This is a genomic window from Arenimonas caeni (genome assembly GCF_003024235.1).
Classification (GTDB): domain Bacteria; phylum Pseudomonadota; class Gammaproteobacteria; order Xanthomonadales; family Xanthomonadaceae; genus Arenimonas; species Arenimonas caeni.
Genome location: NZ_KZ679086.1, coordinates 197,545 through 223,533, shown reverse-complemented (window position 1 = coordinate 223,533; position 25,989 = coordinate 197,545). Strand labels below are relative to the sequence as shown.

Annotated in this window: 24 protein-coding genes and 1 tRNA gene; 9 read left to right on the top strand and 16 right to left on the bottom strand. The window is 71.3% G+C overall.

What is annotated here, in order from left to right; genetic code table 11:
- Positions 1–32: 32 nt before the first annotated feature.
- Positions 33–950, top strand: coding sequence for a branched-chain amino acid transaminase (locus C6N40_RS05185; protein WP_106989942.1), 918 nt, complete (start codon positions 33–35; stop codon positions 948–950).
- A gap of 35 nt (positions 951–985) precedes the next feature.
- Here the strand turns inward: C6N40_RS05185 and C6N40_RS05180 are convergent, their stop codons facing one another.
- The 9 genes from C6N40_RS05180 to C6N40_RS05140 all read right to left on the bottom strand — a co-directional run bounded on the left by C6N40_RS05180 (position 986) and on the right by C6N40_RS05140 (position 9,563).
- The gene (locus tag C6N40_RS05180; RefSeq protein WP_106989941.1) at positions 986–2,263 is read right to left on the bottom strand and encodes a HAMP domain-containing sensor histidine kinase; all 1,278 of its coding nucleotides are present in this window, start codon (positions 2,261–2,263) and stop codon (positions 986–988) included.
- Positions 2,264–2,266: 3 nt separating this feature from the next.
- Positions 2,267–2,947 (bottom strand): response regulator transcription factor, encoded by a 681-nt coding sequence (locus tag C6N40_RS05175; RefSeq protein ID WP_106989940.1) that lies wholly within the window; start codon positions 2,945–2,947, stop codon positions 2,267–2,269.
- Positions 2,948–2,949: 2 nt separating this feature from the next.
- A complete protein-coding gene (locus C6N40_RS05170) occupies positions 2,950–3,417 on the bottom strand; it encodes a hypothetical protein (protein ID WP_106989939.1) in 468 nt (155 codons plus the stop codon).
- A 255-nt stretch (positions 3,418–3,672) separates the two neighbouring features.
- Positions 3,673–4,596, bottom strand: coding sequence for a 30S ribosomal protein S6--L-glutamate ligase (gene rimK / locus C6N40_RS05165; protein WP_106989938.1), 924 nt, complete (start codon positions 4,594–4,596; stop codon positions 3,673–3,675).
- Positions 4,593–5,030: an ATP-dependent zinc protease family protein gene (locus tag C6N40_RS05160; RefSeq protein WP_106989937.1), complete on the bottom strand. Its 438-nt coding sequence runs from the start codon at positions 5,028–5,030 to the stop codon at positions 4,593–4,595. The genes rimK and C6N40_RS05160 overlap by 4 nt, the downstream gene beginning before the upstream one ends.
- Positions 5,027–6,685: an acetolactate synthase large subunit gene (locus tag C6N40_RS05155; protein ID WP_106989936.1), complete on the bottom strand. Its 1,659-nt coding sequence runs from the start codon at positions 6,683–6,685 to the stop codon at positions 5,027–5,029. The genes C6N40_RS05160 and C6N40_RS05155 overlap by 4 nt, the downstream gene beginning before the upstream one ends.
- A 28-nt stretch (positions 6,686–6,713) precedes the next feature.
- Positions 6,714–7,859, bottom strand: coding sequence for an L-lactate dehydrogenase (locus C6N40_RS05150; RefSeq protein ID WP_106989935.1), 1,146 nt, complete (start codon positions 7,857–7,859; stop codon positions 6,714–6,716).
- 3 nt (positions 7,860–7,862) lie between these two features.
- Positions 7,863–9,476: an FAD-binding dehydrogenase gene (locus tag C6N40_RS05145; protein WP_106989934.1), complete on the bottom strand. Its 1,614-nt coding sequence runs from the start codon at positions 9,474–9,476 to the stop codon at positions 7,863–7,865.
- Positions 9,477–9,489: 13 nt separating this feature from the next.
- Positions 9,490–9,563: transfer RNA gene (locus C6N40_RS05140), tRNA-Gly, on the bottom strand.
- Positions 9,564–9,630: 67 nt separating this feature from the next.
- Between C6N40_RS05140 and thiS the strand changes: the two genes are divergently transcribed.
- The 4 genes from thiS to C6N40_RS05120 all read left to right on the top strand — a co-directional run bounded on the left by thiS (position 9,631) and on the right by C6N40_RS05120 (position 13,280).
- Positions 9,631–9,831: a sulfur carrier protein ThiS gene (thiS, locus tag C6N40_RS05135; protein ID WP_106989933.1), complete on the top strand. Its 201-nt coding sequence runs from the start codon at positions 9,631–9,633 to the stop codon at positions 9,829–9,831.
- Between the two features lie 64 nt (positions 9,832–9,895).
- Positions 9,896–10,699, top strand: a complete 804-nt coding sequence (locus tag C6N40_RS05130; RefSeq protein ID WP_106989932.1) for a thiazole synthase — start codon at positions 9,896–9,898, stop codon at positions 10,697–10,699.
- Positions 10,700–10,712: 13 nt separating this feature from the next.
- A complete protein-coding gene (gene trmB / locus C6N40_RS05125) occupies positions 10,713–11,426 on the top strand; it encodes a tRNA (guanosine(46)-N7)-methyltransferase TrmB (RefSeq protein WP_106989931.1) in 714 nt (237 codons plus the stop codon).
- Positions 11,427–11,441: 15 nt separating this feature from the next.
- Positions 11,442–13,280, top strand: a complete 1,839-nt coding sequence (locus tag C6N40_RS05120; protein WP_106989930.1) for an SLC13 family permease — start codon at positions 11,442–11,444, stop codon at positions 13,278–13,280.
- On the opposite strand, the gene C6N40_RS05115 is transcribed toward C6N40_RS05120, so the two are convergent.
- Entirely contained in the window at positions 13,277–13,606 is a 330-nt protein-coding gene (locus C6N40_RS05115; RefSeq protein ID WP_106989929.1) for a Rieske (2Fe-2S) protein, read from the bottom strand. The two genes, C6N40_RS05120 and C6N40_RS05115, sit on opposite strands and share 4 nt — an antisense overlap.
- A gap of 32 nt (positions 13,607–13,638) precedes the next feature.
- Here C6N40_RS05115 and C6N40_RS05110 point away from each other — a divergent pair, with 32 nt between their 5' ends.
- From C6N40_RS05110 to C6N40_RS05095, 4 genes are all read left to right on the top strand, one after another.
- On the top strand, positions 13,639–13,908 hold the full coding sequence (locus C6N40_RS05110; protein ID WP_106989928.1) for a hypothetical protein: 270 nt from the start codon (positions 13,639–13,641) through the stop codon (positions 13,906–13,908).
- Positions 13,909–13,996: 88 nt separating this feature from the next.
- Complete coding sequence (locus tag C6N40_RS05105) at positions 13,997–14,686, top strand: fumarylacetoacetate hydrolase family protein (RefSeq protein WP_106989927.1); 690 nt, start codon at positions 13,997–13,999, stop codon at positions 14,684–14,686.
- Between the two features lie 59 nt (positions 14,687–14,745).
- Positions 14,746–15,162 carry a large-conductance mechanosensitive channel protein MscL gene (gene mscL, locus C6N40_RS05100; protein WP_106989926.1) on the top strand — a complete coding sequence of 139 codons (417 nt, stop codon included), beginning with the start codon at positions 14,746–14,748 and terminating at the stop codon, positions 15,160–15,162.
- Between the two features lie 61 nt (positions 15,163–15,223).
- Positions 15,224–16,636, top strand: a complete 1,413-nt coding sequence (locus tag C6N40_RS05095) for a M28 family peptidase (protein ID WP_106989998.1) — start codon at positions 15,224–15,226, stop codon at positions 16,634–16,636.
- 61 nt (positions 16,637–16,697) lie between these two features.
- Here C6N40_RS05095 and C6N40_RS05090 read toward each other — a convergent pair whose 3' ends face one another.
- From C6N40_RS05090 to pyk, 6 genes are all read right to left on the bottom strand, one after another.
- Positions 16,698–17,939 (bottom strand): M61 metallopeptidase family protein, encoded by a 1,242-nt coding sequence (locus C6N40_RS05090; protein ID WP_106989925.1) that lies wholly within the window; start codon positions 17,937–17,939, stop codon positions 16,698–16,700.
- A 37-nt stretch (positions 17,940–17,976) separates the two neighbouring features.
- Positions 17,977–18,873, bottom strand: coding sequence for a TrmH family RNA methyltransferase (locus C6N40_RS05085; protein ID WP_106989924.1), 897 nt, complete (start codon positions 18,871–18,873; stop codon positions 17,977–17,979).
- A 141-nt stretch (positions 18,874–19,014) separates the two neighbouring features.
- Positions 19,015–22,137 carry an efflux RND transporter permease subunit gene (locus tag C6N40_RS05080; RefSeq protein ID WP_106989923.1) on the bottom strand — a complete coding sequence of 1,041 codons (3,123 nt, stop codon included), beginning with the start codon at positions 22,135–22,137 and terminating at the stop codon, positions 19,015–19,017.
- Between the two features lie 15 nt (positions 22,138–22,152).
- Positions 22,153–23,214 carry an efflux RND transporter periplasmic adaptor subunit gene (locus C6N40_RS05075; RefSeq protein ID WP_106989922.1) on the bottom strand — a complete coding sequence of 354 codons (1,062 nt, stop codon included), beginning with the start codon at positions 23,212–23,214 and terminating at the stop codon, positions 22,153–22,155.
- A gap of 153 nt (positions 23,215–23,367) precedes the next feature.
- Positions 23,368–24,372 (bottom strand): class I fructose-bisphosphate aldolase, encoded by a 1,005-nt coding sequence (locus C6N40_RS05070; protein ID WP_106989921.1) that lies wholly within the window; start codon positions 24,370–24,372, stop codon positions 23,368–23,370.
- Between the two features lie 149 nt (positions 24,373–24,521).
- Positions 24,522–25,988, bottom strand: coding sequence for a pyruvate kinase (pyk, locus tag C6N40_RS05065; protein WP_106989920.1), 1,467 nt, complete (start codon positions 25,986–25,988; stop codon positions 24,522–24,524).
- Between the last annotated feature and the right edge of the window lies 1 nt (position 25,989).

Sequence of the window (25,989 nt, the reverse complement as noted above, 5' to 3'; positions counted from 1 at the left end):
GCTAGAATCAGGACTCGCCCCCGGAGCCGCCCATGAGCACGAGCTACCCTGAACACATCTGGCACAACGGCCGCATCAAGCCCTGGGCCGAGGCCACCGTGCACGTGATGGCGCACGGCCTGCACTACGGCAGCTCGGTGTTCGAAGGCATCCGCAGCTACCCCACGCCCAACGGCCAGGCGATCTTCCGCCTCGGCGAGCACCTCAGGCGCCTGTACGCCTCGGCGAAGATCTACGACATGCCGATCCCCTACGACCTCGACACGCTGGCCACGGCCTGCCGCGAGGTCATCAAGGCCAACGGCCTGGCGCGCGCCTACCTGCGCCCCATCGCCTACCGCGGCCTGGGCGGCTTCGGCCTGTCGGCGGAAACGCCGGTGGACGTGGCCGTGGCGGCCTGGCACATGGGCCCCTACCTCGGCCCGGACGTGCTCGAGGCCGGCATCGACGCCTGCGTCTCGAGCTGGCAGCGCTTCGCCCCCAACACCATCCCGGCCGGCGCCAAGGCCGGCGGCAACTACCTCAACGGCCAGCTGGTGGCGCGCGAGGCGCGGCGGCTCGGCTTCGGCGAAGGCATCGCGCTGGCCTCCACCGGCCTGCTCAGCGAGGGCGCGGGCGAGAACCTGTTCCTGGTCTTCGACGGCGCGCTGCACACCACGCCGGTGAGCGCGGCGCTGCTCAACGGCATCACCCGCAACACGATCATCACCCTGGCGCGCGACGCCGGCATCGAGGTGGTCGAGCGCGACCTGCCGCGCGAGTACCTCTACCTGTGCGACGAGCTGTTCATGTGCGGCACCGCCGCCGAGATCACGCCCATCCGCAGCGTCGACGGCCGCCCGGTGGGCACCGGCCAGCCCGGCCCGCTCACCCGCCGCATGCAGTCGCTGTTCTTCGGCCTCTTCGACGGCAGCACGCCGGATACCCGCGGCTGGCTCGACTACGTGTAGCCGCGTTTCCCGGCCGCGGATGACGCAGCCGGGCGCTAGCCCTCGCCAAAGCGGAGGATCGCCACGGCGCCGTGTTCGGGGCGGGGGGCGATGCTGACGTTCCAGCCGTAGAGCTCGCACAGGCGGCGCACGATGGACAGGCCGATGCCGCCGCCGATGGTGCCGCCGGCGCCGGAACCGCGGTAGCCGCGCTCGAACAGGCGCGCGGCATCTTCCTCGCTCAGGCCCGGGCCGGTGTCCTCGATGCGGACCTGGTTGGCTTCGACCACCAGGCGCACCTCGCCTTCCGAGGTGTACTTGCAGGCATTGCCCAGCAGGTTGCCCAGGGCCACCGCCAGCACCGCCTCGGGGGCCTCGACCTCGGCCCGCTCGTCGCCTTCCACCAGCACCTGCACCGGCTTGCCGCCCAGCTGGGTCCGCGCGGCCTCGGCGAGCTGTTCGCACAGCCTCAGCAGGCGGGTCCGGCCGGTGCCGCGCTCGTTGCGCGAGAGCATCAGCAGGGCCGTGGTCAGGTCGGTGCACTGCTGCGCCGCGCGGTCCACGCGCAGCAGGCGCTGGCGCATCTTCTCCGGCAGGTCCGGGTTGGCCAGCATCAGCTCGGTGGCGCCAAGGATCACCGCCAGCGGCGTGCGCAGCTCGTGGCTCACGTCGGAGTTGAACTCGCGGTCGCGCCTGACCAGGGTCGTCATGCGCTCGGCGTAGTCGTCGAGCGCGGCCGCCAGCTGCCCCACCTCGTCCTTGGCGAAGTGCGGCGCCAGCTTGTCGGGCTGCCCACCGCCCGCCAGGCTCTCGAGCCGACGCGCCAGCTCGGTCACCGGGCTGATCACGCGCTTGCTCGACCACACGCCCACCACCAGCGAGAGCAGCGAGAACAGCGCCACCACGCCCACCAGGGCATAGGTCAGCTGCTGCTGGCTGGCCCGCTCCTGGGCGAGGTCGTAGCGCAGGAAGAACCAGTATTCGGCTTCCTTCTTCACCGCCAGCTTGTAGGTGCGGGTGTGGCCGCGCTCGTCGGTCTCGGTGACGTCGTGCACGCCGTCGGGCAGGTCGCGCCAGTTGAAGGGCACGTTGCCGAACCGGCGCTGGCTGAACACGCTGCCGGTGATCTTCTCGAACGGAATGCCGCCGCTGCCCTCGGGGTCGTACTGCTCGGCGAAGTCCTGGACGTTCTGGAACAGCGCCTCGCCGATCAGCTGGTCCTCCAGCCGCTCGCGCAGCAACACGGTGGCAACCGCGAACAGCCCGGTCAGCCCGAAGCCGAGCAGGAAGAAGGACAGGATGATCCGGCTGCGAAGCCTACGCCGGTAGCGCATGGCTCAGCCCGCGTCGGGATCGGCGATGCGGTAACCGATGCCGTGGCGGGTCTGGATGAGCGCCTTGTCGAAGGGCTTGTCCACCGCCGCCCGCAGGCCGTGGATATGCACGCGCAGGGAATCGGAGTCCGGCAGCTCTTCGCCCCAGACCCGGGTCTCGAGCTCCTGGCGGGTGACCACCGAGGGGGCCGCCTCCATCAGCGCCTGCAGGATCTTGAGCGCGGTGGGGTTGAGCTGCAGCAGCTTGCCGGCGCGGCGCACCTCGAGCGTGTCGAGGTTGTATTCGAGGTCGGCCACGACCAGCACGCGCGGCTGGGCCGCCTTGCCTCGGCGGGCCAGCACGGCCAGGCGGGCCTCGACTTCCTGCAGCGCGAAGGGCTTCACCAGGTAGTCGTCGGCGCCCGAGTCGAAACCCTCGAGCTTGTTGTCGAGCGAATCGCGGGCGGTGAGCATCAGCACCGGCGTCTGCTTGCGGCCTTCCTGGCGCAGCTTGCGGCAGACCTCCAGGCCGTCCATGCCCGGCAGGTTGAGGTCGAGCACGATGGCGTCGAAGTCGTTGACCACGGCCAGGTGCAGGCCGGTGACGCCGTCGGCGGCATAGTCCACGGTATGGCCGCGGTCCTCGAGGTAGTCGCCGAGGTTGGCGGCGATGTCGCGATTGTCTTCGACGACCAGGATCCGCACGGTCAGAGGCCTTCCTGCGGCATGGGCGCGCGCTGCAACTGGCGCATGTTTTCCTGGTCAACCTCGGCGCGGCGGCGACGCTCGGCCACCGTCTGGCACTTGGACTCGCGCATGTGGGTACCGGTGCGGCCGCGCCGCTCGCAGACCAGCCGGCTGTCGGCATAGCCCTTCTCGAGGATGGCGTTCACGCGCTCCTGGTCGTTGAACACGGCCAGCCGGTCCGCCTCGGACAGCTGCCCGACATCGTCGACGCCCTCGAGCCGCTCGGCCATGCGGGCAAGGATGGCCCGGACTTCGTTGCGATCCGCGCGGGGAAGCTCGGCATAGGTCTGTCCGTCGGACAGGCTCTTCTCGACGGCACGCACCTGGGCGGCGAAGCGGCCCTCGGCGACCTGTACCTCCTTGCCTTCGTTGGCGCAGGCGAGCATCGGCGCGATGGCAAGCAGGCAGGCGAGCAGGGAATTCTTCATCGATGACCGCTCCTCGCGGTTCGGAATGCATGCAGGGCAGATCGTTCGATTCTTACCGCCCGGCGTGGATGTGTAAACAGGCCTTCCGGCAGGGGGCGGCGACGGACAAAGAAAGGCCCGGGACGAGCCCGGGCCGAAAGGTTGCTTACTGCCCCGATTGCCGTAATCCATCTGTGCCGCCTGACGAGGAGGACCGCTGGCTTACCGGCCGAGCAAGCCTAGGCGCGGAGGTATTAAGTCTTCGTTAAATCCGCTTCAGGCTTTGGTTAATCCCGACCGGCGGCGACGGGGGGGCTTGGGCGGCCGGCGGACCCCGGCGGCGGTGAAATCGATGATCGTCCCCGCCACGTCCACGCCGGAGGCGGCTTCGATGCCTTCCAGGCCCGGGGAAGAGTTCACTTCCAACACCAATGGGCCGGATTTCGACCTCAGAAGGTCCACGCCTGCAACGCCCAGCCCCATGACCCGGGCCGCGCGCAGGGCGGTGTCGGTTTCGGCCGGGCTCAGCTCGACCGGGCTGGCGGTGCCGCCCCGGTGCAGGTTGGAGCGGAACTCGCCCTCCCCCGCCTGGCGGCGCATGGCCGCCACCACCTGGTCGCCGACCACGAAGCAGCGCAGGTCGGCGCCCTTGGCCTCGGAAATGAACTCCTGGACCAGGAAGTTGGCGTAAAGACCGCGGAAGGCCTCGATGACGCTGCGCGAAGCGCTGGCGGTTTCGGCCAGGATCACGCCGGTGCCCTGCGTGCCCTCGTTGAGCTTGATCACGTGCGGCGGCTTGCCGAGCATGCCCAGCAGGTCGGAGGTGTCGTCGGGGTTGTCGCCGAACACCGTCAGCGGCAGGCCCAGGCCCTCGCCGGCCAGCATCTGGTGGCAGCGCAACTTATCGCGCGAGCGCAGGATGGCGTCGGACGTGTTGGGGCTGAACGACCCCATCATCTCGAACTGGCGCAGCACGGCGGTGCCGTAGAAGCTGATCGAGGCGCCGATGCGCGGGATCACCGCGTCCACGTCGGTCAGGGCCTTGCCCTTGTAGTGCATCTGGAAGCGGCCGGGTTCGATGGCCATGTAGCAGCGCAGCGGGTCGAGCACGCGCACGGTGTGGCCGCGCTCGCGGGCGGCTTCGACCAGGCGCTGGGTCGAGTAGAGCTTGGCATTGCGGGAGAGGATGGCGAGTTTCAAGCGTCGGTGTCCGGGGGCGGTTCGCCCAGAAGGAAGGAGGCGGAAGGGTCGACCACGAAGCGTCCGGCCAGCGCGGTGCGCCCCAGCAGCATCGGGAAGAGCATGTTGCGGCGCGGCGCCAGGTTCACCTCGGCCGGCCAGTCCCGGCCGGCCAGGCGCATGCGCGTGCGGATGAAGATGCGCTCGGTGCTGTGGCCGCCGGAGTCGGTGACCTTCCGGCGCTCGAGCACCGGCGCCTCGGCGAAGGCCAGCGGGGCGCGGTAGCGGCCGGTGTCGAGTTCGAAGCGAACCCACTCCGCGCCGTCGCGCTCGAAGGTCTGCTGCGACTCGACGTGCAGCGAGGAACTGCGCGCACCGGTGTCCACCTTCGCGCGCACGGCCGTGATGCCGAGTTCCGGCAGCTCCAGCCATTCGCGCCAGCCCAGGGTGATCACGGCGCCAGTTTGCGCTTGAGCGCCAGCGCCAGGCCGGGCGGCAGGCTGGGGAGGCTGCGCAGCAGCCAGGGCAGGATGCGGCGCTTGGCGCCGCCCAGCGACTCCGGCACCACGGCATCGATCAGGTGCGGCCCGGGCGCGTCGAGCGCGTACTCGAAGGCGTGGCAGAAGGCCTCGGCGGTATCGGTGCGCACGGCGTGCACGCCCATCCCCTGGGCCAGCCGGGCGAAATCCAGGCCCGGCCCGCCGATGTCGAGCTGCGAACGCGCCTTGGGCCCGATGCGCTCGGCACCCACGCGCTCGAGCTCGACGTTGAGCACCGAATACGAGGCGTTGTTGAAGACGATGGCGGTCACGTCCAGGTTCTCGCGCGCCATCGTCCACAGGGCCTGGATGGTGTACATGGCGGTGCCGTCGCCGATCAGCGCCACCACCTTGCGGTCCGGGCAGGCGATCGCCGCGCCGACGGCGCTGGGCAGGCCCTGGCCGATCGCGCCGCCGGTGAGGGTGATCAGGTCGTGGCGCGGCGCGCCCGCGGTCATCATCCCGAGCATCAGGCCCGAGGTGATCGCCTCGTCGACGACGATGGCCCGGTCCGGCAGCAGGTGCCCCACCGCCTTGCAGACCTTGGCGGCAGTGAGCTTGCCGCGCGGGCGCGGCGGCCGCGACGCGGGCTGGCGGACGGGTTCGGCATCGCCCGCGCCCAGCGCGGCCACCAGGGCCCCGAGGCTGGCCACCGCGTCCTGGTCGTGGCGCGAGAGCGTATGCACGCGGCAGCCCGGCGGCACGAGTTCGCTGGCCTTGCCGGGGTAGGCGAAGAAGGACACCGGCGTCTTCGCGTCCACCAGCACCAGATGCTCGAACTGCCCGAGCTGCACGCCCGCCAGTTCGGCCAGGTAGGCCACGCGCTCGACCGGCGGCAGCCCGGCGCCGCGCTCGAGCCGGGTCGGGAAGACTTCGGCCAGCAGCTTCGCGCCGGTCCTGGCCGCGATGCGGCCGGCGGCCTCCAGGCCGGCTTCGCGCAGCGCGTGGCCGCCCAGCAGCAGCGCCACCTTCGCGCCCGAGCGCAGCACGCCCGCCACGTCCTCCACCACGGCGGCATCGGCCGCCGTCGGCGTGGCGGGCGGCGGCGGCGCGCAGGGCGTGGCGCCCTCGCCCCAGGACACGTCGGCCGGCAGGATCAGCGTGGCGACCTGGCCGGGCAGCCCGCGCGCGGCCACCAGCGCATCCACCGCGTCGCGGCTCAGGTCTTCGGTGCGCATCGAGGTGCGCACGAAGCCCGGCGAGACATTGCGCGCCACGGTTTCGATGTCCGACTGCAGCTGGGCGTCGAGCGGCATGTGGTAGGTGGCGTGGTCGCCGACGATGTTGAGCACCGGCACCCGCCCCTTGCGGGCGTTGTGCAGGTTGGCCAGGCCATTGCCCAGGCCGCAGCCCAGGTGCAGCAGGGTGGCGGCGGGCTTGCCGGCCATGCGGGCATAGCCGTCGGCCGCGCCGGTGGCCACGCCTTCGAACAGGGCGAGCACGGCGCGCATGCGCGGCTCGCTGTCGAGCGCGGCGACGAAATGCATCTCGCTGGTGCCCGGGTTGCTGAAACAGACTTCGACGCCGGCATCGGCGAGGGTCTTCATCAGGGCTTGTGCGCCATTGGCCATCTCGGGGGCTCCGTGGTGGTGGCGGCGGTCAGCCGCGGTCGATGTGTTGCGGGCCGATGTCGGCGACCCGGGTGACGCCGGCCAGCGCCATGGTGACGGCCAGTTCGCGCTGCCAGGTCCCGAGCAGCGCCTGCACCGCCGCCTCGCCGCCGGAGGCCAGCGCCCAGGCCCAGGGCCGGCCCGCGAGCACGCCGCGGGCGCCCAGCGCCAGCGCACGGAAGACGTCCACGCCCGAGCGCAGGCCACCATCGACCAGTACTTCGGCACGCCCGGCCACCGCGGCGGCGAGCGCAGGCAGCCGCGTGGCGGTGGCGGCGGCGCCGTCGAGCTGGCGGCCGCCGTGGTTGGACACCACGATGCCGTCGGCGCCGGCGGCCACCGCGGCCTCGGCGTCGGCCGGGTCGAGCAGGCCCTTGATGACGAGCTTGCCGCGCCAGCGCGCGCGCAGCCAGTCGATGTCGGCCCAGGTGACGGAAGGATCGAACTGGGCGTCGACCCAGGCCTTGAAGGCGTCGAGGTTGCGCGCACCCGGGACGTGCGCGCCCAGGCTGCCGAAGCCGTGCGGCTTGCCGCCCAGGCCCACGCGCGCGATCCAGCCCGGCCGCGCCAGCAGCTGGCGCAGGCGCAGCAGCTTGGGGCCGGCGCCGGGCAGGCCCAGGCCGTTGCGCACGTCGCGATGGCGCGGGCCGGGCATGGGCAGGTCGACCGTGAACACCAGGCTGCGGCTGCCCGCGGCCCAGGCGTCCTCGAGCAGCGCCGCCACCACGCCGCGGTCGCGCAGCATGTACAGCTGGAACCAGGGCGCGACGCCGGCGGCCGCGGCCACTTCGCCCAGCCCGCAGATGCCCACCGTCGAGAGCGTGAAAGGCACGCCGGCCGCCCGGGCGGCCCGTGCCGCCTGGGCCTCGCCGCGACGCGCCAGCATGCCGGCCAGGCCGACCGGCGCCAGCGCCAGCGGCATCCGGCAGCTTTCGCCCAGCAGGCTGGTGGCGGTGTCCACCGCCTGCACGTCCAACAGCACGCGCTGGCGGATGGCGAAGCCGGCCCAGGCGGCGCCGTTGGCCGCCAGCGTCTGCTCGGCCCCGGCGCCGCCGTCGAGGTAGTCGGCCAGGAAGCGCGGCAGGCGCCGGCGCGCCATCGCGTGGTGGTCGCCGGCAGTGACCGGATAAGCCATCGCTCAGCCCCCGTCGGCCAGCGCGCGGGCGGCCGCACGCGCGGTCAGGATGCAGCCCGGCAGGAAGGTGCCCTCGAGCGAGCGCCTGCCGTTCGAGCCGCCGCCGCCAAAGCCCGCCGCCTCGCCCACGCAGTAGAGGCCGGGCACGGGCTGGCCGTCGGCGCCGAGCACGCGGCTCGACAGGTCGGTGCGCAGGCCGCCGAGGCTCTTGCGCGTGATCAGCTGCAGGCGGATGGCGATGAAGGGCCCCGCGCCCGGCTTTTGCAGCGGCGCCGGGCGGCAGGTGCGCAGGCGGTCCGGCCGCCACTGCCGGGCCTGCTCGATGCGCCGCACCTGCTCGTCGTCCGCCGGCGAGCGGCCCGGCGCGAAGTTCGCGTCGAAGGCGTCGGCTGTGGCCTGCAGCCGCGCGGCGTCGATGTCGTGCGTGCAGGTGAGCGCGTTCATCTTCGCCGCCAGCCCGGCCAGCGTGTCGTCGACCAGGAAGTCGTCGCACTCGCTCGCCATCTGCGCCACCAGCCGGCGGTTGCCGGCGAGCGTCTCGAAGACGAAACGCAGGAACTGCCGGTCGCGGATGCGCGGATTGTGTTCGGAGCCGGAAATGGCGAACTCGCGCAGGGCGATGCGGCGGTTGAGCAGGTGCCAGGTCCAGGGCTTTTCCTGTTCGGCGACGCGCTGGCACAGCCAGTGCGTGTCGAACCCGGTGACCAGCGGCTCGGGGCCGATGCGCTCGCCGCGGTGGTCGAGCCACAGCGCCGACTTGCAGGGAATGGTGGACAGCCCGTGCCCGGGGAAATGCGGGAACGGATGGGTGATGCCGGCGGCGTAGTTCCACATTTCGCCGGCGTTGACGACCTGCCCGCCCAGCTCGCCCGCCACCCGCTCGTGCAGCAGGCCATCGGAGTAAGGATGCGCGCCGTTGAGCATGCGCGCCGGCATCGGCCGGCCGGGTGGCCAGTGCTTGCGGCAGCCGTCGAGGCTGCCGTTGATGCCGCCCACGGCCAGCACCACCGCGCCGGCATCAAGCCGCAGCGACTCGCCGCTGGCTTCATCCAGGGCCTGCACGCCGGTGACGCGCCCGCCCTGCTGCTCCAGACCCAGCACGCGGTGCCGGTGCAGCAGGCGCAGGCGGCCGCCGCGCCCCGCCTCGTGCATGGACCGGGCCAGCACCTCGACCAGGGCCTGCCCGGTGCCCCAGAGCACGTGGTAACGCGGCACGGAATTGCCTTCGCCCCGGCGGCCGCGTTCGACCCAGTTCACCGCCGGCAGGAAGGACAGGCCTTCGGCGCGCAGCCAGTCGTGCACGTCCGGGCAGCTGCGTTCGACGTAATGCCGGGCCCAGGCCAGCGACCAGTGGTCGCCGGGATCGAGTTCGCCGAAGGACAGCCAGTCGCGCAGGGCGATCTCGGGGGTGTCGAGGATGCTGGCCCGCCGCTGCAGCGGCGTGCCCACCAGGGCCATGCCGCCGAAGGCCCAGCGGGCCAGGCCGCCGAGGCGATGGGGCGCGTCGCGGTCGACGAGCACCACCGACAGGCCGGCGCGAAGCGATTCAAGGGCCGTCGCTATGCCTGCCAGGCCGCCCCCGACAATCACCACGTCAGCGGCGGCGTTCTGGCTCATGGCTTGGGATGGTTGGAGCGGGTGATGGGAATCGAACCCACGTTAGCAGCTTGGGAAGCTGCAGTTCTACCATTGAACTACACCCGCCTTCGTCCCGGATTATGCCGGCGCCGCGGCCGCGGCCGCAATCGCGGCCCGGCGCTACAATGGCGGCATGAAGATCGTGCTCAACGGCCATGACCACGCCGCGGCGGCCGGCGCCACCGTCGCCACCCTGCTCGACCAGCTCGGCCTGGGCGGCCGCAAGGTCGCCGTCGAAGTGAACCAGGAAGTGGTGCCGCGCAGCCGCCACGGCGAGCACGTGCTGGCCGAGGGCGACCGCGTCGAGATCATCCACGCCATCGGCGGTGGGTGAGAACCGGCTTAACGGGGCTTAAGAAAGGGTTAACCCGCCCGGCGAAACGGGCCATAATCGCCGCATGACCCGCGCCCCCGAAACCCGGCCCGCCGATCCGCTCGTGATCGCCGGCAAAACCTATCGTTCCCGGCTGCTCACCGGCACCGGGAAGTTCAAGGACCTCGACGAGACCCGCCGCGCCACCGAGGCCGCCGGCGCCGAGATCGTCACCGTGGCCATCCGCCGCACGAACATCGGCCAGAACCCCGGCGAGCCGAACCTGCTCGACGTGCTGCCGCCGGACCGCTACACCATCCTGCCCAACACGGCCGGCTGCTACACCGCCGACGACGCGGTGCGCACCTGCCGGCTGGCCCGCGAGCTGCTCGACGGCCACTCGCTGGTGAAGCTCGAGGTGCTGGGCGACCAGAAGACGCTCTACCCGGACGTGGTGCAGACGCTCAAGGCCGCCGAGATCCTGGTCGCCGACGGCTTCGAGGTGATGGTCTACACCTCCGACGACCCCATCCTCGCCAAGCGGCTCGAGGAAATCGGCTGCGTGGCGGTGATGCCGCTGGCCGCGCCGATCGGTTCGGGCCTGGGCGTGCAGAACCGCTGGTCGATCCTGGAGATCGTCGAGAACGCCAGGGTGCCGGTGCTGGTGGACGCCGGCGTGGGCACCGCCTCCGACGCCGCCATCGCCATGGAGCTGGGCTGCGACGGCGTGCTGATGAACACCGCCATCGCCGGCGCGAAGGATCCGGTGCTGATGGCCAGCGCCATGCGCAAGGCGGTCAAGGCCGGCCGCGAAGCCTTCCTGGCCGGACGCATCCCGAAAAAGCGCAACGCCAGCGCCTCCTCGCCCCTGGATGGGCACTTCCTCTGACGGGGGCCCGGGCATGAGCGACCGCCAGGACGACGCCGCCCCGGAAGCCTCCGCCAGGCACCGCCCGATCCGCAGCTTCGTGCTGCGCCAGGGCCGGCAGACCGAAGCGCAGAAGCGCGCCTTCGAGCTGCACTGGCCGGCCTACGGGCTTGAACACGCCGGCCAGCCGCGCGACTTCGACGCCGTGTTCGGCCGCAGCGCGCCGCGCGTGGTCGAGATCGGCTTCGGCAATGGCGAGCAGCTGCTGTACGCCTGCGAACGCGAACCCGGCCGCGACTTCATCGGCATCGAGGTGCACGGCCCCGGCGTCGGCCGCCTGCTCAACGCCGCCGCGGCCGCCGGCCTGCGCAACCTGCGTGTCTACCAGCATGACGCCGTCGAGGTGCTGCGTGACGACGTGGCACCGGGCTCGCTGGACGAGGTGCGCATCTACTTCCCCGACCCCTGGCACAAGAAGCGCCACCACAAGCGCCGGCTGGTGCAGCCCGCCTTCGTGGACCTGCTCTGCCAGCGCCTCAGGCCGGGCGGCCTGCTGCACCTGGCCACCGACTGGGAAAACTACGCCGAGCACCTGTGGGACGTGCTCGACGCCGAGCCGCGCCTGCGCAACCGCGCGGGGCCGCGCGGCACGATGCCGCGGCCCGAGTGGCGGCGGCAAACGCACTTCGAGACCCGCGGCCTGAAGCTGGGCCACGGCGTCTGGGATCTCCTCTACGACCGCACCTGAGGAGACCGCCCACGCATGGACACCAGCCTGGTCCTGACCCGCGACATGATGATCGTGCTGGGGCTGGTCGGCTTCACCATCGTGATGTTCATGATCGAGCGCATCCGCGCCGACGCCACCGCCCTGATCGTGCTGGTGGCGCTGGGCCTGACCGGACAGGTGCCGGCCAACCAGCTCTTCGACGGCTTCTCGGGCAACGCGGTGATCGCCGTCATCGCCACCATGATCCTCGGCGCCGGGCTCGACCGCACCGGCGCGCTCAACCGGGTGGCGGTGTGGCTGCTGCGCGTGTCCAAGGGCATGGAGGAGCGGCTGATCCTGCTCACCTCGGCCATGGCCGGCCTGATGTCGGGCTTCATGCAGAACCCGTCGGTGATGGCGCTGTTCCTGCCCGTGGCCTCGCGCCTGTCGGGCCGCACCGGCATCAGCCTGGCGCGCCTGCTGCTGCCGGTGGCCGCGGCCATCGTGATGGGCGGCGGCCTGACCATGATCGGCAACTCGCCGCTGATGCTGCTCAACGACCTGCTGGTGGCCGCCAACCGCAACCTGCCCTCGGGCGTGGCCACGCTCGAGCCGCTGGAGATGTTCGCCCCCCTGCCGGTCGGCATCTGCCTGCTGCTGGTGGGCCTGGGTTTCTACCGCTGGCTGGGCCACCGCTGGTTCGCCAAGTCCGAGGACAAGGGCGTGGCGCCGAGCCGCACCCAGAGCTACTTCGCGCGCGCCTACGGCATCGATGGCGACGTGTACGAGCTCACCGTCACCGCCGAGAGCCCGCTGGTGGGCATGAGCGTGGGCGAGGCCGAGGCCCAGCGCGACGCGCCGCTGCTGCTGGCCCTGCTCAGTGGCAACGAGGCGCGGCTGGCGCCGCCGGCCGACCAGATGATCTGGGTCGGCAGCGTGCTGGGCGTGATGGGCCCGCGCGAGGCGATCCAGGACTACGCCCAGAAGAACCTGCTGCGCATGTCGGCGCGCCTGCGCCACTTCGCCGACCTGTTCAACCCCAGCCGCTCGGGCATTTCCGAGGCGGTGATCCCGCCGACCTCGGCCTTCATCGGCAAGGCGCAGGCGCAGCTGCAGCTGCGCAAGCGCTTCGGCATCAGCCTGCTGGCGATCAACCGCGACAACCAGGTCTGGCGCGAGGACATCCGCAAGATGCCGCTCAAGGCCGGCGACATGCTGGTCTTCCACAGCATCTGGACCGACCTGGCCCAGGCCAGCGAAAGCCGCGACTTCGTCGTCGTCACCGACTACCCCAAGGGCGAGCACCGGCCGCAGAAGCTGTGGTGGGCGCTGGGCGTGTTCGTGGGCGCGATGGCGCTTGCGCTCTCGACCCTGGTGCCGGTGCCGGTGGCGCTGATGACCGGCGCCGCCGCGATGATGCTCACCGGCGTGCTGCACATGGACGAGGCCTACTCGGCCGTGAACTGGAAGACGGTGTTCCTGATGGCCTGCCTGATCCCGCTGGGCTGGGCGATGGACTCCACCGGTGCCGCGGCGTGGATCGCCCAGCAGGTCCTCGAGCGGATCGGCAGCGACGTGCCGGTGTGGGTGCTGGAAGCGGCCGTCGGCCTGCTGGCCACGGCCTTCGCGCTGGTCATCGGCAACGTCGGCGCCACGGTCGTGGTGGTGCCGATGGCCATCAACGTGGCGCTGGCGGTGCAGGGCAACCCGGTGGCCTTCGCGCTGATCGTGGCGCTGTCGGCCGCCAACAACTTCCTGTCGGTCTCCAACCCGGTGCTGGCGATGGTCACCGGCCCGGCCGGTTACAGCACGCGCGACCTGTGGCGCACCGGCGCGCCGCTCACCCTCGTCTACCTGGCGGTGGTGCTGCTGGTCGTGAACCTGATGTTCTAGCCGACCACGACCTGCACCGGCGTGAGCGACGCGCCGCGGCAGGGACCGGCGACGCATTCACCCCGTCCGAGTTCGAAGCTGGCGCCGTGCGCGGCGCAGACCAGGCGGCCCTTGTCGACCAGGAACTTGCCGGGCGCCCAGTCGAGCCGACGACCGGCATGCGGGCAGATGTTCAGCCAGGCCTTCAGCACCTCGCCCTCGCGCAGCAGCACCAGCGACTGCAGCTCGCCGTCGAGTTCGACCTCGGTTTCCGACAGGCCTTCCGGCGGCCAGTCGGCCAGGCGGATTAACGATCCACTTACACTTTCCACGCGGCGCCTCGCCATACTCCGGGTCCCGAAGTTTGCCACGCCGCCGAATGACCGTCTTTTTCCGCCGCATGTTCAGCTACTGCCCCTCGAAGCCGAGGAACCCGCTCCTGCGCGTTCTGGTCGGCCTCCTGGGTCTGGCGCTGCTGCTGGTGCTGGTGGTGTTCGGCCTGGCGATCGGCCTGGGCATGCTGCTGTTCAGCGCCGCGCGGCGCCTGCTGCGCGCGGCCCGCGAGCCGTCGCGGCCGGTGGATGCGGACGTGATCGAGGGTGAATTCACCCGGGTCCGCGAAAACCACCCGCCGCTCGGCCTTCGCTGAACCTCGATAGCCGCGCCTCCGCGCGCGACCGGGCTTTCCGGGCCTGAAGGCGCCCCTGCACAATAGGGGCTTGCCGCAGGAGCCCCGCATGAGCCAGACCGTCATTCCCGTCCCCGCCCCCACCCTGCTGCCCGTGCGCGGCGGTGGCGCCTTTCCCGTGCGCCGCATCTACTGCGTCGGGCGCAACTTCGCCGACCACGCCCGGGAGATGGGCGCGAGCGTGGACCGCGGCAACCCGGTGTTCTTCATGAAGCCCGGCGATGCCGTCGTCGCCGGCGGCGGCGCGGTGCCCTATCCGCCCGGCACGCAGGAGCTCCACCATGAAGTGGAGCTGGTGGTGGCCCTGGGCCGCGACGCCGACGGCGTGGTGCCGGTCGATGGCGCCGGCGCGCTGGTGTTCGGCTACGGCGTGGGCCTGGACCTGACCCGGCGCGACCTGCAGGCCAAGGCCAAGGCCGGCGGCCTGCCCTGGGACACCGCCAAGGGCTTCGACCATTCCGCACCCTGCAGCGAGCTGGTGCCGGCCGCCCAGGCCGGCGACCTGGCCGCGCGCCGGCTGTGGCTGGAGGTCAACGGCCAGCCGCGCCAGGGCGCTGCCCTGGGCGAGATGGTGTTCCCGGTGGCCGAGGTCATCCATGCGCTCTCGAAGCTGTTCGCGCTCAAGGCCGGCGACCTGGTCTTCATGGGCACGCCCGCGGGCGTCGCGGCGCTGGCGCAGGGCGACCGCTTCCATGCCGGCATCGAGGGCCTGGTCGAGCTCGAGGGCAGTATCACCTGAGGCCCGGGCGTTGTAGATTCGGGTTCGCTGTTCCCATCCACACCTGGGAGGTCCATCGCATGGGCATGCTGTCGGAGTTCAAGGAATTCGCAATGCGCGGCAACGTCGTCGACCTCGCGGTCGGCGTGGTGATCGGCGCGGCCTTCGGCAAGATCGTCGCCTCGCTGGTGAACGACATCATCATGCCGGCGGTGGGCTACATCGTCGGCGGCGTCGACTTCAGCGACCTGGCCATCGTGCTCAAGGAGGCCACGGTGGACGCGGCCGGCGCCGAGGTGCCGGCGGTGCTGGTCAAGTACGGTGCCTTCGTACAGACCGTGGTGGACTTCCTGATCATCGCCTTCGCCATCTTCGTGGCCGTGAAGGTGATCAATTCGCTCAAGCGCAAGCAGGATGCCGCCCCGGCGGCCCCGCCGGAGCCCAGCGATGAAGTGAAGCTGCTCACCGAGATCCGCGACGCGCTCAAGTCGCGCTGATCGCAAGGATGCAAACCCGGCGCCGGCCCCCGTGGCCGGCGTCGCCTTGAAGGAGACCCCGATGCGCCTTGCCCGACACCTGCTTGCCCTGTCCCTGTTCGCCGCGCTGCCGGCCCTCGCCAATGACGCCACCGGCCTGGACGCCGGCGACCTGGCCGTGGCCGCCGGCCTGCGCGACCAGGCGATGCAGGGCTCCGAGGCCTGGGACATCGTCGAGTCGCTGACCACCGAGGTCGGCCCGCGCATGGCCGGCACGCCGGCCGACGCCGCGGCGGTGCAGTGGGCCAAGGCGAAGTTCGAGTCGCTGGGCTTCGACCGCGTCTGGCTCGAGCCGGTGACCTTCCCGGTCTGGCTGCGCGGCCACGAGCGCGCCGAGGTCGTGGCGCCCTACCCGCAGCCGCTGGTGATCACCGCGCTCGGCGGCAGCGTCGGCACCGACGGCCGGCTCGAGGCCGAAGTGGTGGAGTTCGCCGACCTGGCCGCGCTGCAGGCCGCGCCGGCCGGCAGCCTCGAAGGCAAGATCGCCTTCATCAGCAACCGCATGGTGCGCTTCAAGGACGGCCGCGGTTACGGCCCGGCCGTGGGCGCGCGCAGCCGCGGCGCCGTCGAAGCAGCGAAGAAGGGCGCGGTGGCCGTGGTGATCCGTTCGATCAGCACCAACTCCGACCGCTTCGCCCACACCGGCACCATGCGCTACGACGAAGGCGTGCCGCGCATCCCGGCGGCCGCGATGTCCAATCCGGACGCCGACCTGCTGGTGAACATGATCCGTCGCGGCAAGCCGGTCACGCTGGGGCTGGACATCGCCGCCGAGCATCCGGGCGAGTACACCTCGCATAACGTCATCGGCGAGATCCGCGGCCGCGACCTGCCCGGCGAGGTCGTCACCATCGGCGGCCACCTCGATTCCTGGGACCTGGGCACCGGCGCGATCGACGACGGCGCCGGCGTGGCGATCACGATGGCGGCGGGCGCGGCGATCGGCCGGCTCGAGCGCGCGCCGCGCCGCACGGTGCGGGTGATCGCCTATGCCAACGAGGAACAGGGCCTGTACGGCGGCAAGGTCTACGCCGAAAACCGCGCGACCGCCGGCGAGATCGCCGCGCACCAGCTCAGCGCCGAGAGCGACTTCGGCGCCGGTCGCGTGTATGCGCTGCGCGCGGGCGTCGATCCGGCGGCCTGGCCGGTGATCGAGAAGATCGGCGAAGTGCTGGCGCCGCTGGGCGTGGTGACCGAACGCGAGGGCGGCAGCCCGGGTCCGGACGTGGGTCCGATCGTGGCCCGGGGCGCCACCTGGGCGCAGCTGGCCCAGGACGGCACCGACTACTTCGACTACCACCACACGGCCAACGACACGCTCGACAAGATCGACCCCAAGGCGCTCGACCAGCAGGTCGCCGCCTACGCCACGCTGGCCTGGCTGGCCGCCGAAACCGACGTCGACTTCGGCACCCTGCCCCCGCGGCAGCCGTGAATGAACAAGGGGCCTGGGCACCTGTCCGTTTGAAACGGATGGGTGCCCAGGCCCCTTTTCTTCAGTCCAGCAACGGGGTCTGCAGGACTTCCGAGGGGCGGCCGAGGAGTTTCGCCGCCTGCTCGCGCAGGTCTTCGCGGGAGACCTCGCGGACCTTGATCAGGGCCTTGACCACGTCGTCGAGCGAGCGCTCGCCATCGGTGCCCTCGCGGAGCTCGGCGTCGAGTTCGCGCAGCAGCTGCACCGCGCGGGCGGTGCGCGGGCCGCTGGAGCGGTTGGAGTCGAGCGTCCTCACCGACCGGCCGTGCCCGGCCATCCACTCCTGGGCCTTGTCGGCGCGCGAGTCGGACAGCAGGTTGGCACGGCGCATCAGCTCGATCGAATAGAACTCGGCCAGGCCCTCGGCGATCCAGTCGTCGCCCTCGGCACCGCGGATGCGGGTGAAGACGTGGAACATCTCGTGCACCAGCGTGCTGGTGCCGTTCTCGCTGATCAGCGGCCGGTCGGCATGCAGGAACATCGAGCGCGGGCCCGACAGGCCGCCGCGCCACATCGGGTCGCCGGCGCTGACGATCAGCAGCTTCGGGGGCAGCTTGCCCCAGGCCTGCTCGAACTCCGGCACCAGGCCGTTGAAGAAGGCCAGCATGTCGTTGCGGCGCACCACGTCGCCCTTGGGTCCGGCCACGCTGATCTCGATCTGCTCGAACAGCTCGCGGCGGGTGCCCACCTGGCCGGCGATGATCCAGCCGGTCGGGCGGTCGAAGCGCCGCTCGGGGTTGACCACCACGAAGGAGCGGCCGTCCCTGCTGCGCTTGAACGGGGTATCGACATTGGTCCAGCCCTTGGGCATCTGGAAGCGCAGTCGCGCGCGCGAATCGGCGCCCGGCGTGGCGGCCACCGCGGCCGGCGGGACCAGGTGGTCGCCGCGCACGATCACCCAGTCACCGGTGATGCGCGCGTCGTAGCCGCCGTCGCGGCGCTGCTTGTCGATGCGGTAGGTGTAGCGCAGGCGTGCCGGCTCGCCGCGCGGCGGGGTCCAAGTGACGATGTCGCCCTTGCGCACCACCTCGCCGTCGCCCGACACGCCGGGGTAGCGGTCCTCGGGCATGGTCAGGCGCATGCGGCGCACTTCGCCGCTGCCCGGCGTGAGCCGGATGCTCACCGTGGCCTGGCCCTGTTCGGGCTGGAAGCGCACGAGGTAGTCGACGTCGTATTCGGTGCGCGCGGCATGCGCCAGGGCCGGCAATAGCAGGCAGGCGAGCGCCAGGGCCGCGAGCAGGTGCTTGGTTGGGTTCATGGCCATGCCGGCGATTATGCCGCGAGGGCCCTGAATTGCCGGTTCACGCCCGGCGCTGGCGCCACCACTCGGCCAGGAAGACCGCACTGGCCGAGGCGACGTTCAGGCTCTCGACCGCGCCGCTGCCCGGGATCTCCAGCCGCAGCGCGGCCGCGTCGGCCAGCAGCGGGCCGACGCCCGACTGCTCGGCGCCCATCACCAGCAGCAGGCGCTCGGGCAGCGCGGTGCCGAACAGCGGCTGGCCGCCGCGCACCACGGTGGCGGCCACGCCGAAACCCGCCGAACGCAGCTGGGCCAGGCTGTTGTCGGCGCGGCCCAGGCGCACCAGCGGCACCGCCTCGGCACCGCCCTCGGCCACGCGCGCGGCGGCACCGGAGAGCGCCAGGCCCGAATCCTTGGGCAGCATCAGCCCGGCCACGCCGAAATGTGCGGCCGAACGCAGGATGGCGCCCAGGTTGTGCGGGTTGCCCACGCCGTCGAGCCAGAGCGCCAGCGCCGGGCCCGGCGGCAGTTCGCGCAGCCAGTCCGACAGCGACTGCTCCGGGGCCGGCACCACCCCGAACACCACGCCCTCGTGGTGCTGGCTGGCGGCGAGCTTCTGCAGGTCCTGATCGCCGACCACGGTGTAGCCGATGCGGTGCTTCACGCAGTGCGCCAGCACGTCCTTCAGGCGCGGGATGCGCGACTCGAGCAGCCACACCTTGCGCAGGTCGCCCGGCCGGTGCCGGAACATCGCCAGGCAGGCGTTGAGGCCGTACAGGCGCTGCTCGCGCGGCCCGCGATCGGCGGCCGGCGCGGCCTCGGGCTCGAAGCGCGGCGCAGGAGGGCGGCGCGGCGCGCTGGCCTGCGCCTGCTCGCGGTCGCGCTGCCGCTCGCGCTTGTCACGCGGCTGGGACGGCGGACCCCGATAGGGGCCGCGTGGAGGGCTGGAATCGCTCATGCCCCGAGTTTACCGGATACCCATCGAAGCAAAGCCCCCTTGGCAAGGGGGCGCGCCGAAAGGCGCGGGGATCGGAAGCAAAGGCGCCTTGGGGCCCACGATTCAAAGAATCGTGGGGATCCTCAGGCGTAAGCCAGAGGATCAGGCATGGCCCCCGACATGCGGGACTTCCGCCTCGAGCTTCTCGAGCTTGCGCGCCACCGCCTCCGGCGAGCGCGTGTACGGGGCCAGCAGGGCGTAGAAGGCCGGCACCACGAACAGCGAGAGCAGCGTGGAGAAGGCCACGCCGGAGATGATCACGATGCCGATGGTGCCGCGGCTGGCCGAACCCGGGCCACCGGCCACCACCAGCGGCACCGCGCCGACGATGGTCGCGATCGAGGTCATCAGGATCGGGCGCATGCGCACCGACGCCGACTCGACGATGGCGTCGCGGATGGCCAGGCCCTCGTCGCGCAGCTGGTTGGCGAACTCGACGATCAGGATGCCGTTCTTGGCCGCCAGGCCCACCAGCATCACGATGCCGATCTGGCTGAAGAGGTTGAGCGAACTGCCGAACAGCCACAGGCCGATCAGCGCGCCCAGCACCGCCAGCGGCACGGTGAGCATGATGACGATCGGGTGCAGGAAGCTCTCGAACTGCGCCGCCAGCACCAGGTACACCACCAGCAGCGCCATGGCGAAGGTGAACAGCACCGCGCTGCCCGCGCTCTGGTACTCGCGCGACTCGCCCTTGTAGTCGAGCTGGGCGCGCTCGGGCAGTTCTTCCTGGGCGGTGCGGCGCACCCAGTCCAGCGCCTCACCCAGCGTGTAGCCGGGGGTGAGGCCGGCGCTGAGCGTGATCGCGCGCAGGCGGTTGAAGCGGTTGAACTGGCCGGGTTCGGCGAGCTCCTGCAACGCCACCAGGTTCGACAGCGGCACCAGCTCGCCGGTGGTGGTCGAACGCACGTACAGGTTGTCGAGGTCGGAGGGCGAACCGCGGTCCTCGAGCTGGGCCTGCAGGATGACGTCGTACTCCTCGCCATCCTCGACATAGGTGGTGACGCGGCGCGAGCCCATCATGGACTCGAGCGTGCGGCCGATCTCGGACACCGGCACGCCCAGGTCGGCAGCGCGGGCGCGGTTGATCTCGACGCGCAGCTGCGGGCGCGTTTCCTTGTAGTCCGAGTCGGTGCCGAACAGGCCCGGGTTCTCCTCCATGCGCGCGAGCATGCGGTCGCGCCACTCGGCCAGCTCGGCGTAGTCCGGGCCGCCCAGCACCACCTGCAGCGGCTGGCCGCCGGTGCGCACCAGGCCGGTGCGCGCCTGCGGACGCGCCACCACGCCGGGCAGCTGGTTGAGTTCGGCGCGCACCTTCTCCACCAGGCCGGCGGTGTCGATGTCGCGCTCGTTCCAGGCCTTGAGCAGCACGATGGCGCGGCCGGTGTGCATGTCGCCGCCGGGGCCGAAGCCACCGGGCACCGCGGTGTTCACGCGGTCGATCGGCTGGCCTTCGCCGGTGTAGCGGAACAGCACCTGCTCGACCCCCTGCATCTGCTGCACGGTGTAGTCGAAGCCGGCGCCCTCCGGCGCGGACACGCCGACGAAGAAGGAGCCGCGGTCCTCAGGCGGCGCCAGTTCGGCCGGGATCACCTGCAACAGGAAGGCCGACAGGCCCATCGTGCCCAGCAGCGCCGCGCCGAACAGCATCGGCCGGCCCACCGTGCGCTCCACGGCCCTGCGGTAGCCCTTGCCCAGCGCGTCGAGATGGCCCTGGATCCACAGGTTCAGGCCCTTGGGCTTCTCATGCGGGCGCACCAGCAGCGAGCACATCATGGGCGTGAGCGTGAGCGCGACGAAGGCCGAGATGATCACGGCACCGGCCATGGCCACCGACAGCTCGCGGAACAGGCGGCCGGTGTTGCCTTCCATGAAACCCACCGGCAGGAACACCGCGGCCAGCACCGCCGTGGTGGCGATGACGGCGAAGGCGACCTGCTGGGTGCCGCGGCGCGCGGCCACCAGCGGCGGCTCGCCCAGGTCGGCGCGGCGCTGCACGTTCTCGAGCACCACGATGGCGTCGTCGACCACCAGGCCGATGCACAGCACCAGGGCCAGCAGGGTCAGCAGGTTGATCGAGAAGCCGAAGGCCCACAGCGCGATGAAGGCCGCCACCAGGCACACCGGCACGGTCACCGCCGGGATCAGCGCGGCGCGCGCGCTGCCCAAGAACAGGTAGATCACCACCAGCACCAGGATGATGGCCTCGGCCAGCGTCCAGTACACGCGCTCGACCGCGGCGTCGATGAAGATCGTGCTGTCGAAGGCCACGAAGATGCGCGTGCCCTCGGGCAGCGTCTCCTGGATGTCCGGCAGCGCCGCCTTGACGTCGCGGGCCACCTGCAGCGAGTTGGCGGTGGAGGTCTTGATGACGCCCAGGCCGATGTTCGGCTGGCCGTTGCCGCGGAAGTAGGCGCGGCGTTCGGACGAGGCGCGCTCGACCCGCGACACGTCGCCCAGCCGCACCAGGTAGCCGTCGTCGCCCTTGGCGAGGGTGAGCTGGGCGAAGTCGTCCGGGTTTTCGTAGCCGCGCATCACGCGCAGGGTGAAGTCGCGGTCCTGCGATTCGATGCTGCCGGCCGGCAGCTCGACGTTCTCGCGCCGCAGCGCGTTCTCGACGTCGTTGACGGTGAGCCCGCGCGCGGCCAGGGCCTGGCGGTCGAGCCAGATGCGCATGGCATAGCGCTGGCGGCCGCCCACGCGCACCTGGGCCACGCCGTCGATGCTCGAGAGGCGGTCGACCACGTAGCGCTCGGCGTAGTCGCTCAGCTCGAGGGTCTCGAGCCGGTCCGAGTTCATGTTCAGCCAGAGGATGACGTCGGCGTCGGCCTCGACCTTCTCGATCTCCGGCGGGTCGGCCTCGGGCGGCATGCGGTCGCCGACCCGGCTGATGGCGTCGCGCACGTCGTTGGCGGCAGCTTCGATGTCGCGCGAGAGCGAGAACTCGATGGTCACGCTGGACTGGCCGTTGCGGCTGCGCGACTCGATGGTCTCGATGCCCTCGATGCCCGCCACGGCGTCCTCGAGGATCTGGGTGATCCGGGTTTCCACCACGGCCGCCGAGGCGCCCGGGTAGGCCACTTCCACCGACACCACGGGCGGGTCGATGTCGGGCAGCTCGCGCAGCGTCAGGCGGGTGAAGGCGATCAGGCCCAGCACCACCAGCAGCAGGCTCATCACGGTCGCGAAGACCGGGCGCTTGATCGAGATGTCGGAAAGGACCATGGCCTGGCCTCCTGCTCAGCCCGCGCCGCCGGCATCGGCCGGCGCGACCACGCTCACGCGCGCGCCGTTGCGCAGCTTCACCACGCCGTCGACGACGATGCGGTCGCCCGCGGACAGCCCTTCGAGCACCTCGACCTCGCCGCGACGGCGCTGGCCGAGCCTGACGCCGACCTGCTCGACCGTGTCGTCGTCGCGCAGGCGGAACACGTGCGCGTCGCGCGACACCTGGATGACCGAGATCTCCGGCACCACCAGCGCCTGGCGTTCGGGCTGGAACAGTTCGACCGTCAGCAGCATGCCCGGCCGCAGCAGGCGGTCGGGGTTGGGCAGCAGCGCGCGCACGGTGACCGCGCGGGTCACCGGGTCGACGCGCGAGTCCACGGTCGCCACCTCGCCCTCGAAGCTGCGGCCCGGGTAGGCCGCGCTGGTGGCGCTGACCGACTGGCCGGGCGCGAGCGCGGCCAGGAAGGTCTCGGGCACCGAGAAGTCGAGCTTGATCACCGAGATGTCGTCGAGGCTGGCGATGGTGGTGCCGGGCGTGACCAGGGTGCCGGGGCTGACCTGGCGGAAACCGAGCACGCCGGCGAAGGGCGCGGTGATGACGCGGTCGGCCAGGCGGGCGCGGGTGGCGTCGAGGCGGGCGCGCGCCGATTCCATCGCGGCGCGCTGGGCGTCGAGCTGCCCGGCCGGGATGAGCTTCTGCGCGGCCAGCTGGCGCTGGCGCTGGTACTGCTGGTCGGCCTCGCGATACGCGGCGGCGGCTTCCTCGAGCCCGGCCACTTCGACCCGGCCCGACAGGTCGACGAGCACGTCGCCGGCCTCGACCAGGTCACCGTCCTGGAAGTTCACCCGCACCACCGTCTCGGTGACCTTGGCGGTGACCATGACCGACTCGTTGGCGCGCGCGGTGCCCAGGGCCTGGATCGCGTCGCGCCAAGGCTTGGACTGCACCTCGTGGGCGGTGACGGTGGCCGGCGCCGGGCCCTGGCCGCCCCCCTCCTCGCTGCTGCAGGCCGCGACGGCGAGCAGGACGGGGAGCAGGAGGCATCGGAGCAGAGGTCGCTGGCAGGCGCTCATCGTGGGGTCGTTCCTTCGTGAATTGGGCGATTTTACGGGGCCGAGCCCCGAGGGGGTGTGCAGGCAGTGCGACGAAGCCCCAAAAGATAAACGCCGGCGCGAGGCCGGCGTTTACATGCAACGCAGGGTTGCAGGCGTGCTGCCTGCCCCGGCTCAGGCCTTCCAGCGGCCCAGCGCGGCCAGGCCGTTGTCCTTGGCGCGGGCGTAGACGGTTTCCTGGGCGGCCTTGGTGTTGCCGGCCATGTCCTTGGCCCACAGCTTCAGGGCCGCCGACTGCATGGCGCGGCCATAGCTGAAGCTCAGCGGCCACGGCTTCGGGCCCATCTGGTTCATGGCGTTGAGGTGCGCGGTGGCGTCCTCGTCGCTCTGGCCACCCGAGAGGAACACGATGCCCGGCAGCGTGGCCGGCACCGAGGCCTTCAGGCAGCGCAGGGTCATCTCGGCCACTTCCTCGACGTCGGCCTGCTCCGGGCAGTCCTTGCCGGAGATGACCATGCTGGCCTTGAGGATGGTGCCCTCGAGCATGACGTTGTGCTCGTAGAGCGAGCCGAACAGCGAGCGCAGGGTGACTTCGGTGATGTCGTAGCAGGTGTCGATGTCGTGGCTGCCGTCCATCAGCACCTCGGGCTCGACCATCGGCACGATGCCGGCTTCCTGGCAGAGCGCGGCGTAGCGGGCCAGCGCGTGGCAGTTGGCCTCGATGCAGGTGCCCGACGGCATGTCCTCGCCGATGGTGATGACGGCGCGCCACTTGGCGAACTTCGCGCCCAGCTTCGCGTATTCCTTCAGGCGGTCGCGCAGGCCGTCCAGGCCTTCGGTGACCAGTTCGCCCGGGAAGCCGGCCAGCGGCTTGGCGCCCAGGTCGACCTTGATGCCCGGCAGGATGCCGGCGTCCATCATGACCTTGGTGAAGGGCACGCCGTCCTTGGTGGACTGGCGCAGGGTCTCGTCGTACAGGATGGCGCCGGAGATGTAGTCGCCCAGCTTGGGCGTGGTCAGCAGCATTTCGCGGTAGGCGCGGCGGTTTTCTTCCGTGCACTCGATGCCGACGCCGTCGAAACGCTTCTTGATCGTGGCGGTGGACTCATCGATGGCGATGATGCCCTTGCCCGCGGCAACCATGGCCTGGGCGGTTTCGGCGAGCTGGTCGATACTCATGGCGGGATCCCCGGGGGTTGGTGGTTAGCCCATCATTCTACCCCATCCGGCGCCCCCTGTAGGAGCGCCTTCAGGCGCGAAGCCCTTGATTTTCCGGAAAAAGGCGCAAGATCCGCGCCTGAAGGCGCTCCTACAGGGCAAGCCCGGGCTCAGAGTTCGCCCAGGCCCTCGGCGGCCCCGCCCGGGCCGACCTGCAGCAGGCGCAGGGTGTTGGTGGCGCCGTGCAGTTCCATGTGGTCGCCGCTGGTGATGATCACCCGGTCGCCCTCGGCCAGCAGGCCCAGGTCGAACAGGTGCCGGATCGCGCCGCGGGCGGCTTCGCGGGTGGCCTTGCCGGCGCTGTCGTAGTCAATCGGGAAGACGTCGCGCACCAGGGCCATGCGCCGGCGCGCGCCGGCGTGGCGCGAGAGCCCGTAGATCGGCACCGACGAGCGGAAGCGCGAGAGATAGCGGGCGGTGCCGCCGGATTCGGTGAGCGCGATGATCGCGCGCACCTGGATGTGTTCGGTGAGGAACATGCTGGCCATGGCGATGGCCTGGTCGGCGCGCTGCAGGTTGCGCGGCGCCTTCTCGAAGTCGGTGTCGTGGTCGAACTGGCGCTCCGCGCCCAGGCAGATGCGCACCATCGCCTCGACCGCCTTGGTCGGGTAGCTGCCCGAGGCGGTTTCGGCCGAGAGCATCACCGCGTCGGTGCCGTCGATGACCGAGTTGGCCACGTCCAGCACCTCGGCGCGGGTCGGGATCGGGTTGTCGACCATCGACTGCAGCATCTGGGTGGCGGTGATCACGGTGCGGTTGAGCTCGAGCGCCGTGCGGATGATCTTCTTCTGCAGGCCCGGCAGCTCGGCGTCGCCGATCTCCACGCCCAGGTCGCCGCGCGCCACCATCACCACGTCCGAGGCCCGGGTGATCTCGACCAGGTTCTCGATCGCCTCGGCGCGCTCGATCTTGGCCACCATGAACGCGTCCGAGCCCGCCTCGCGGGCCAGCGCGCGCGCCTCGTCCATGTCGGCGGCCGAACGGCAGAAGGACACCGCGATGAAATCCACGCCCAGCCCGGCGGCGATCCGGATGTGCGCCTTGTCCTGGTCGGTGAGCGCACCGAGCGAGAGCCCGCCGCCGAGGCGGTTGAGGCCCTTGCGGTTCGACAGCACGCCGTCGGTGAGCACGCGCGTGCGGATGTCCGCGCCCTCGATGGCCAGCACCTCGACCGCCATCAGGCCGTCGTCGAGCAGCAGCGTGTCGCCCGGGTGCACGTCGTTGACCAGGCCCAGGTAGCTCACGCCGACCTGGCGCGAGTCGCCGTCGGGCGCGTCGGCGCGGCAGACCAGGGTGAACTCCTGCCCGGCCGCCAGCACCACCTTGCCTTCCTCGAACTTCTCGATGCGGATCTTCGGGCCCTGCAGGTCGGCCAGGATGCCGACCTCCCGGCCCAGCTTCTGCGCCGTCGCGCGCACCGCCGCCACGCGCGCCGCGTGGTGCTCGGGGCTTCCGTGGGAGAAGTTGAGCCGCACCACGTTGACGCCGGCGCGGATGATTTCCTCGAGCACGCCCGGGGCGTCGGTGGCCGGGCCGAGGGTGGCGAGGATCTTGGTGCGGCGAAGCGTCTGGCTCATG

Coding starts and splice junctions, on each gene's coding strand:
- C6N40_RS05185 (WP_106989942.1), top strand. CDS start 33: ATGAGCACGAGCTACCCTGAACACATCTGGCACAACGGCCGCATCAAG.
- C6N40_RS05180 (WP_106989941.1), bottom strand. CDS start 2,263: ATGCGCTACCGGCGTAGGCTTCGCAGCCGGATCATCCTGTCCTTCTTC.
- C6N40_RS05170 (WP_106989939.1), bottom strand. CDS start 3,417: ATGAAGAATTCCCTGCTCGCCTGCCTGCTTGCCATCGCGCCGATGCTC.
- C6N40_RS05155 (WP_106989936.1), bottom strand. CDS start 6,685: ATGGCCAATGGCGCACAAGCCCTGATGAAGACCCTCGCCGATGCCGGC.
- C6N40_RS05150 (WP_106989935.1), bottom strand. CDS start 7,859: ATGGCTTATCCGGTCACTGCCGGCGACCACCACGCGATGGCGCGCCGG.
- C6N40_RS05145 (WP_106989934.1), bottom strand. CDS start 9,476: ATGAGCCAGAACGCCGCCGCTGACGTGGTGATTGTCGGGGGCGGCCTG.
- thiS (WP_106989933.1), top strand. CDS start 9,631: ATGAAGATCGTGCTCAACGGCCATGACCACGCCGCGGCGGCCGGCGCC.
- C6N40_RS05130 (WP_106989932.1), top strand. CDS start 9,896: ATGACCCGCGCCCCCGAAACCCGGCCCGCCGATCCGCTCGTGATCGCC.
- trmB (WP_106989931.1), top strand. CDS start 10,713: ATGAGCGACCGCCAGGACGACGCCGCCCCGGAAGCCTCCGCCAGGCAC.
- C6N40_RS05120 (WP_106989930.1), top strand. CDS start 11,442: ATGGACACCAGCCTGGTCCTGACCCGCGACATGATGATCGTGCTGGGG.
- C6N40_RS05115 (WP_106989929.1), bottom strand. CDS start 13,606: ATGGCGAGGCGCCGCGTGGAAAGTGTAAGTGGATCGTTAATCCGCCTG.
- C6N40_RS05110 (WP_106989928.1), top strand. CDS start 13,639: ATGACCGTCTTTTTCCGCCGCATGTTCAGCTACTGCCCCTCGAAGCCG.
- C6N40_RS05105 (WP_106989927.1), top strand. CDS start 13,997: ATGAGCCAGACCGTCATTCCCGTCCCCGCCCCCACCCTGCTGCCCGTG.
- mscL (WP_106989926.1), top strand. CDS start 14,746: ATGGGCATGCTGTCGGAGTTCAAGGAATTCGCAATGCGCGGCAACGTC.
- C6N40_RS05095 (WP_106989998.1), top strand. CDS start 15,224: ATGCGCCTTGCCCGACACCTGCTTGCCCTGTCCCTGTTCGCCGCGCTG.
- C6N40_RS05090 (WP_106989925.1), bottom strand. CDS start 17,939: ATGGCCATGAACCCAACCAAGCACCTGCTCGCGGCCCTGGCGCTCGCC.
- C6N40_RS05085 (WP_106989924.1), bottom strand. CDS start 18,873: ATGAGCGATTCCAGCCCTCCACGCGGCCCCTATCGGGGTCCGCCGTCC.
- C6N40_RS05080 (WP_106989923.1), bottom strand. CDS start 22,137: ATGGTCCTTTCCGACATCTCGATCAAGCGCCCGGTCTTCGCGACCGTG.
- C6N40_RS05075 (WP_106989922.1), bottom strand. CDS start 23,214: ATGAGCGCCTGCCAGCGACCTCTGCTCCGATGCCTCCTGCTCCCCGTC.
- C6N40_RS05070 (WP_106989921.1), bottom strand. CDS start 24,372: ATGAGTATCGACCAGCTCGCCGAAACCGCCCAGGCCATGGTTGCCGCG.
- pyk (WP_106989920.1), bottom strand. CDS start 25,988: ATGAGCCAGACGCTTCGCCGCACCAAGATCCTCGCCACCCTCGGCCCG.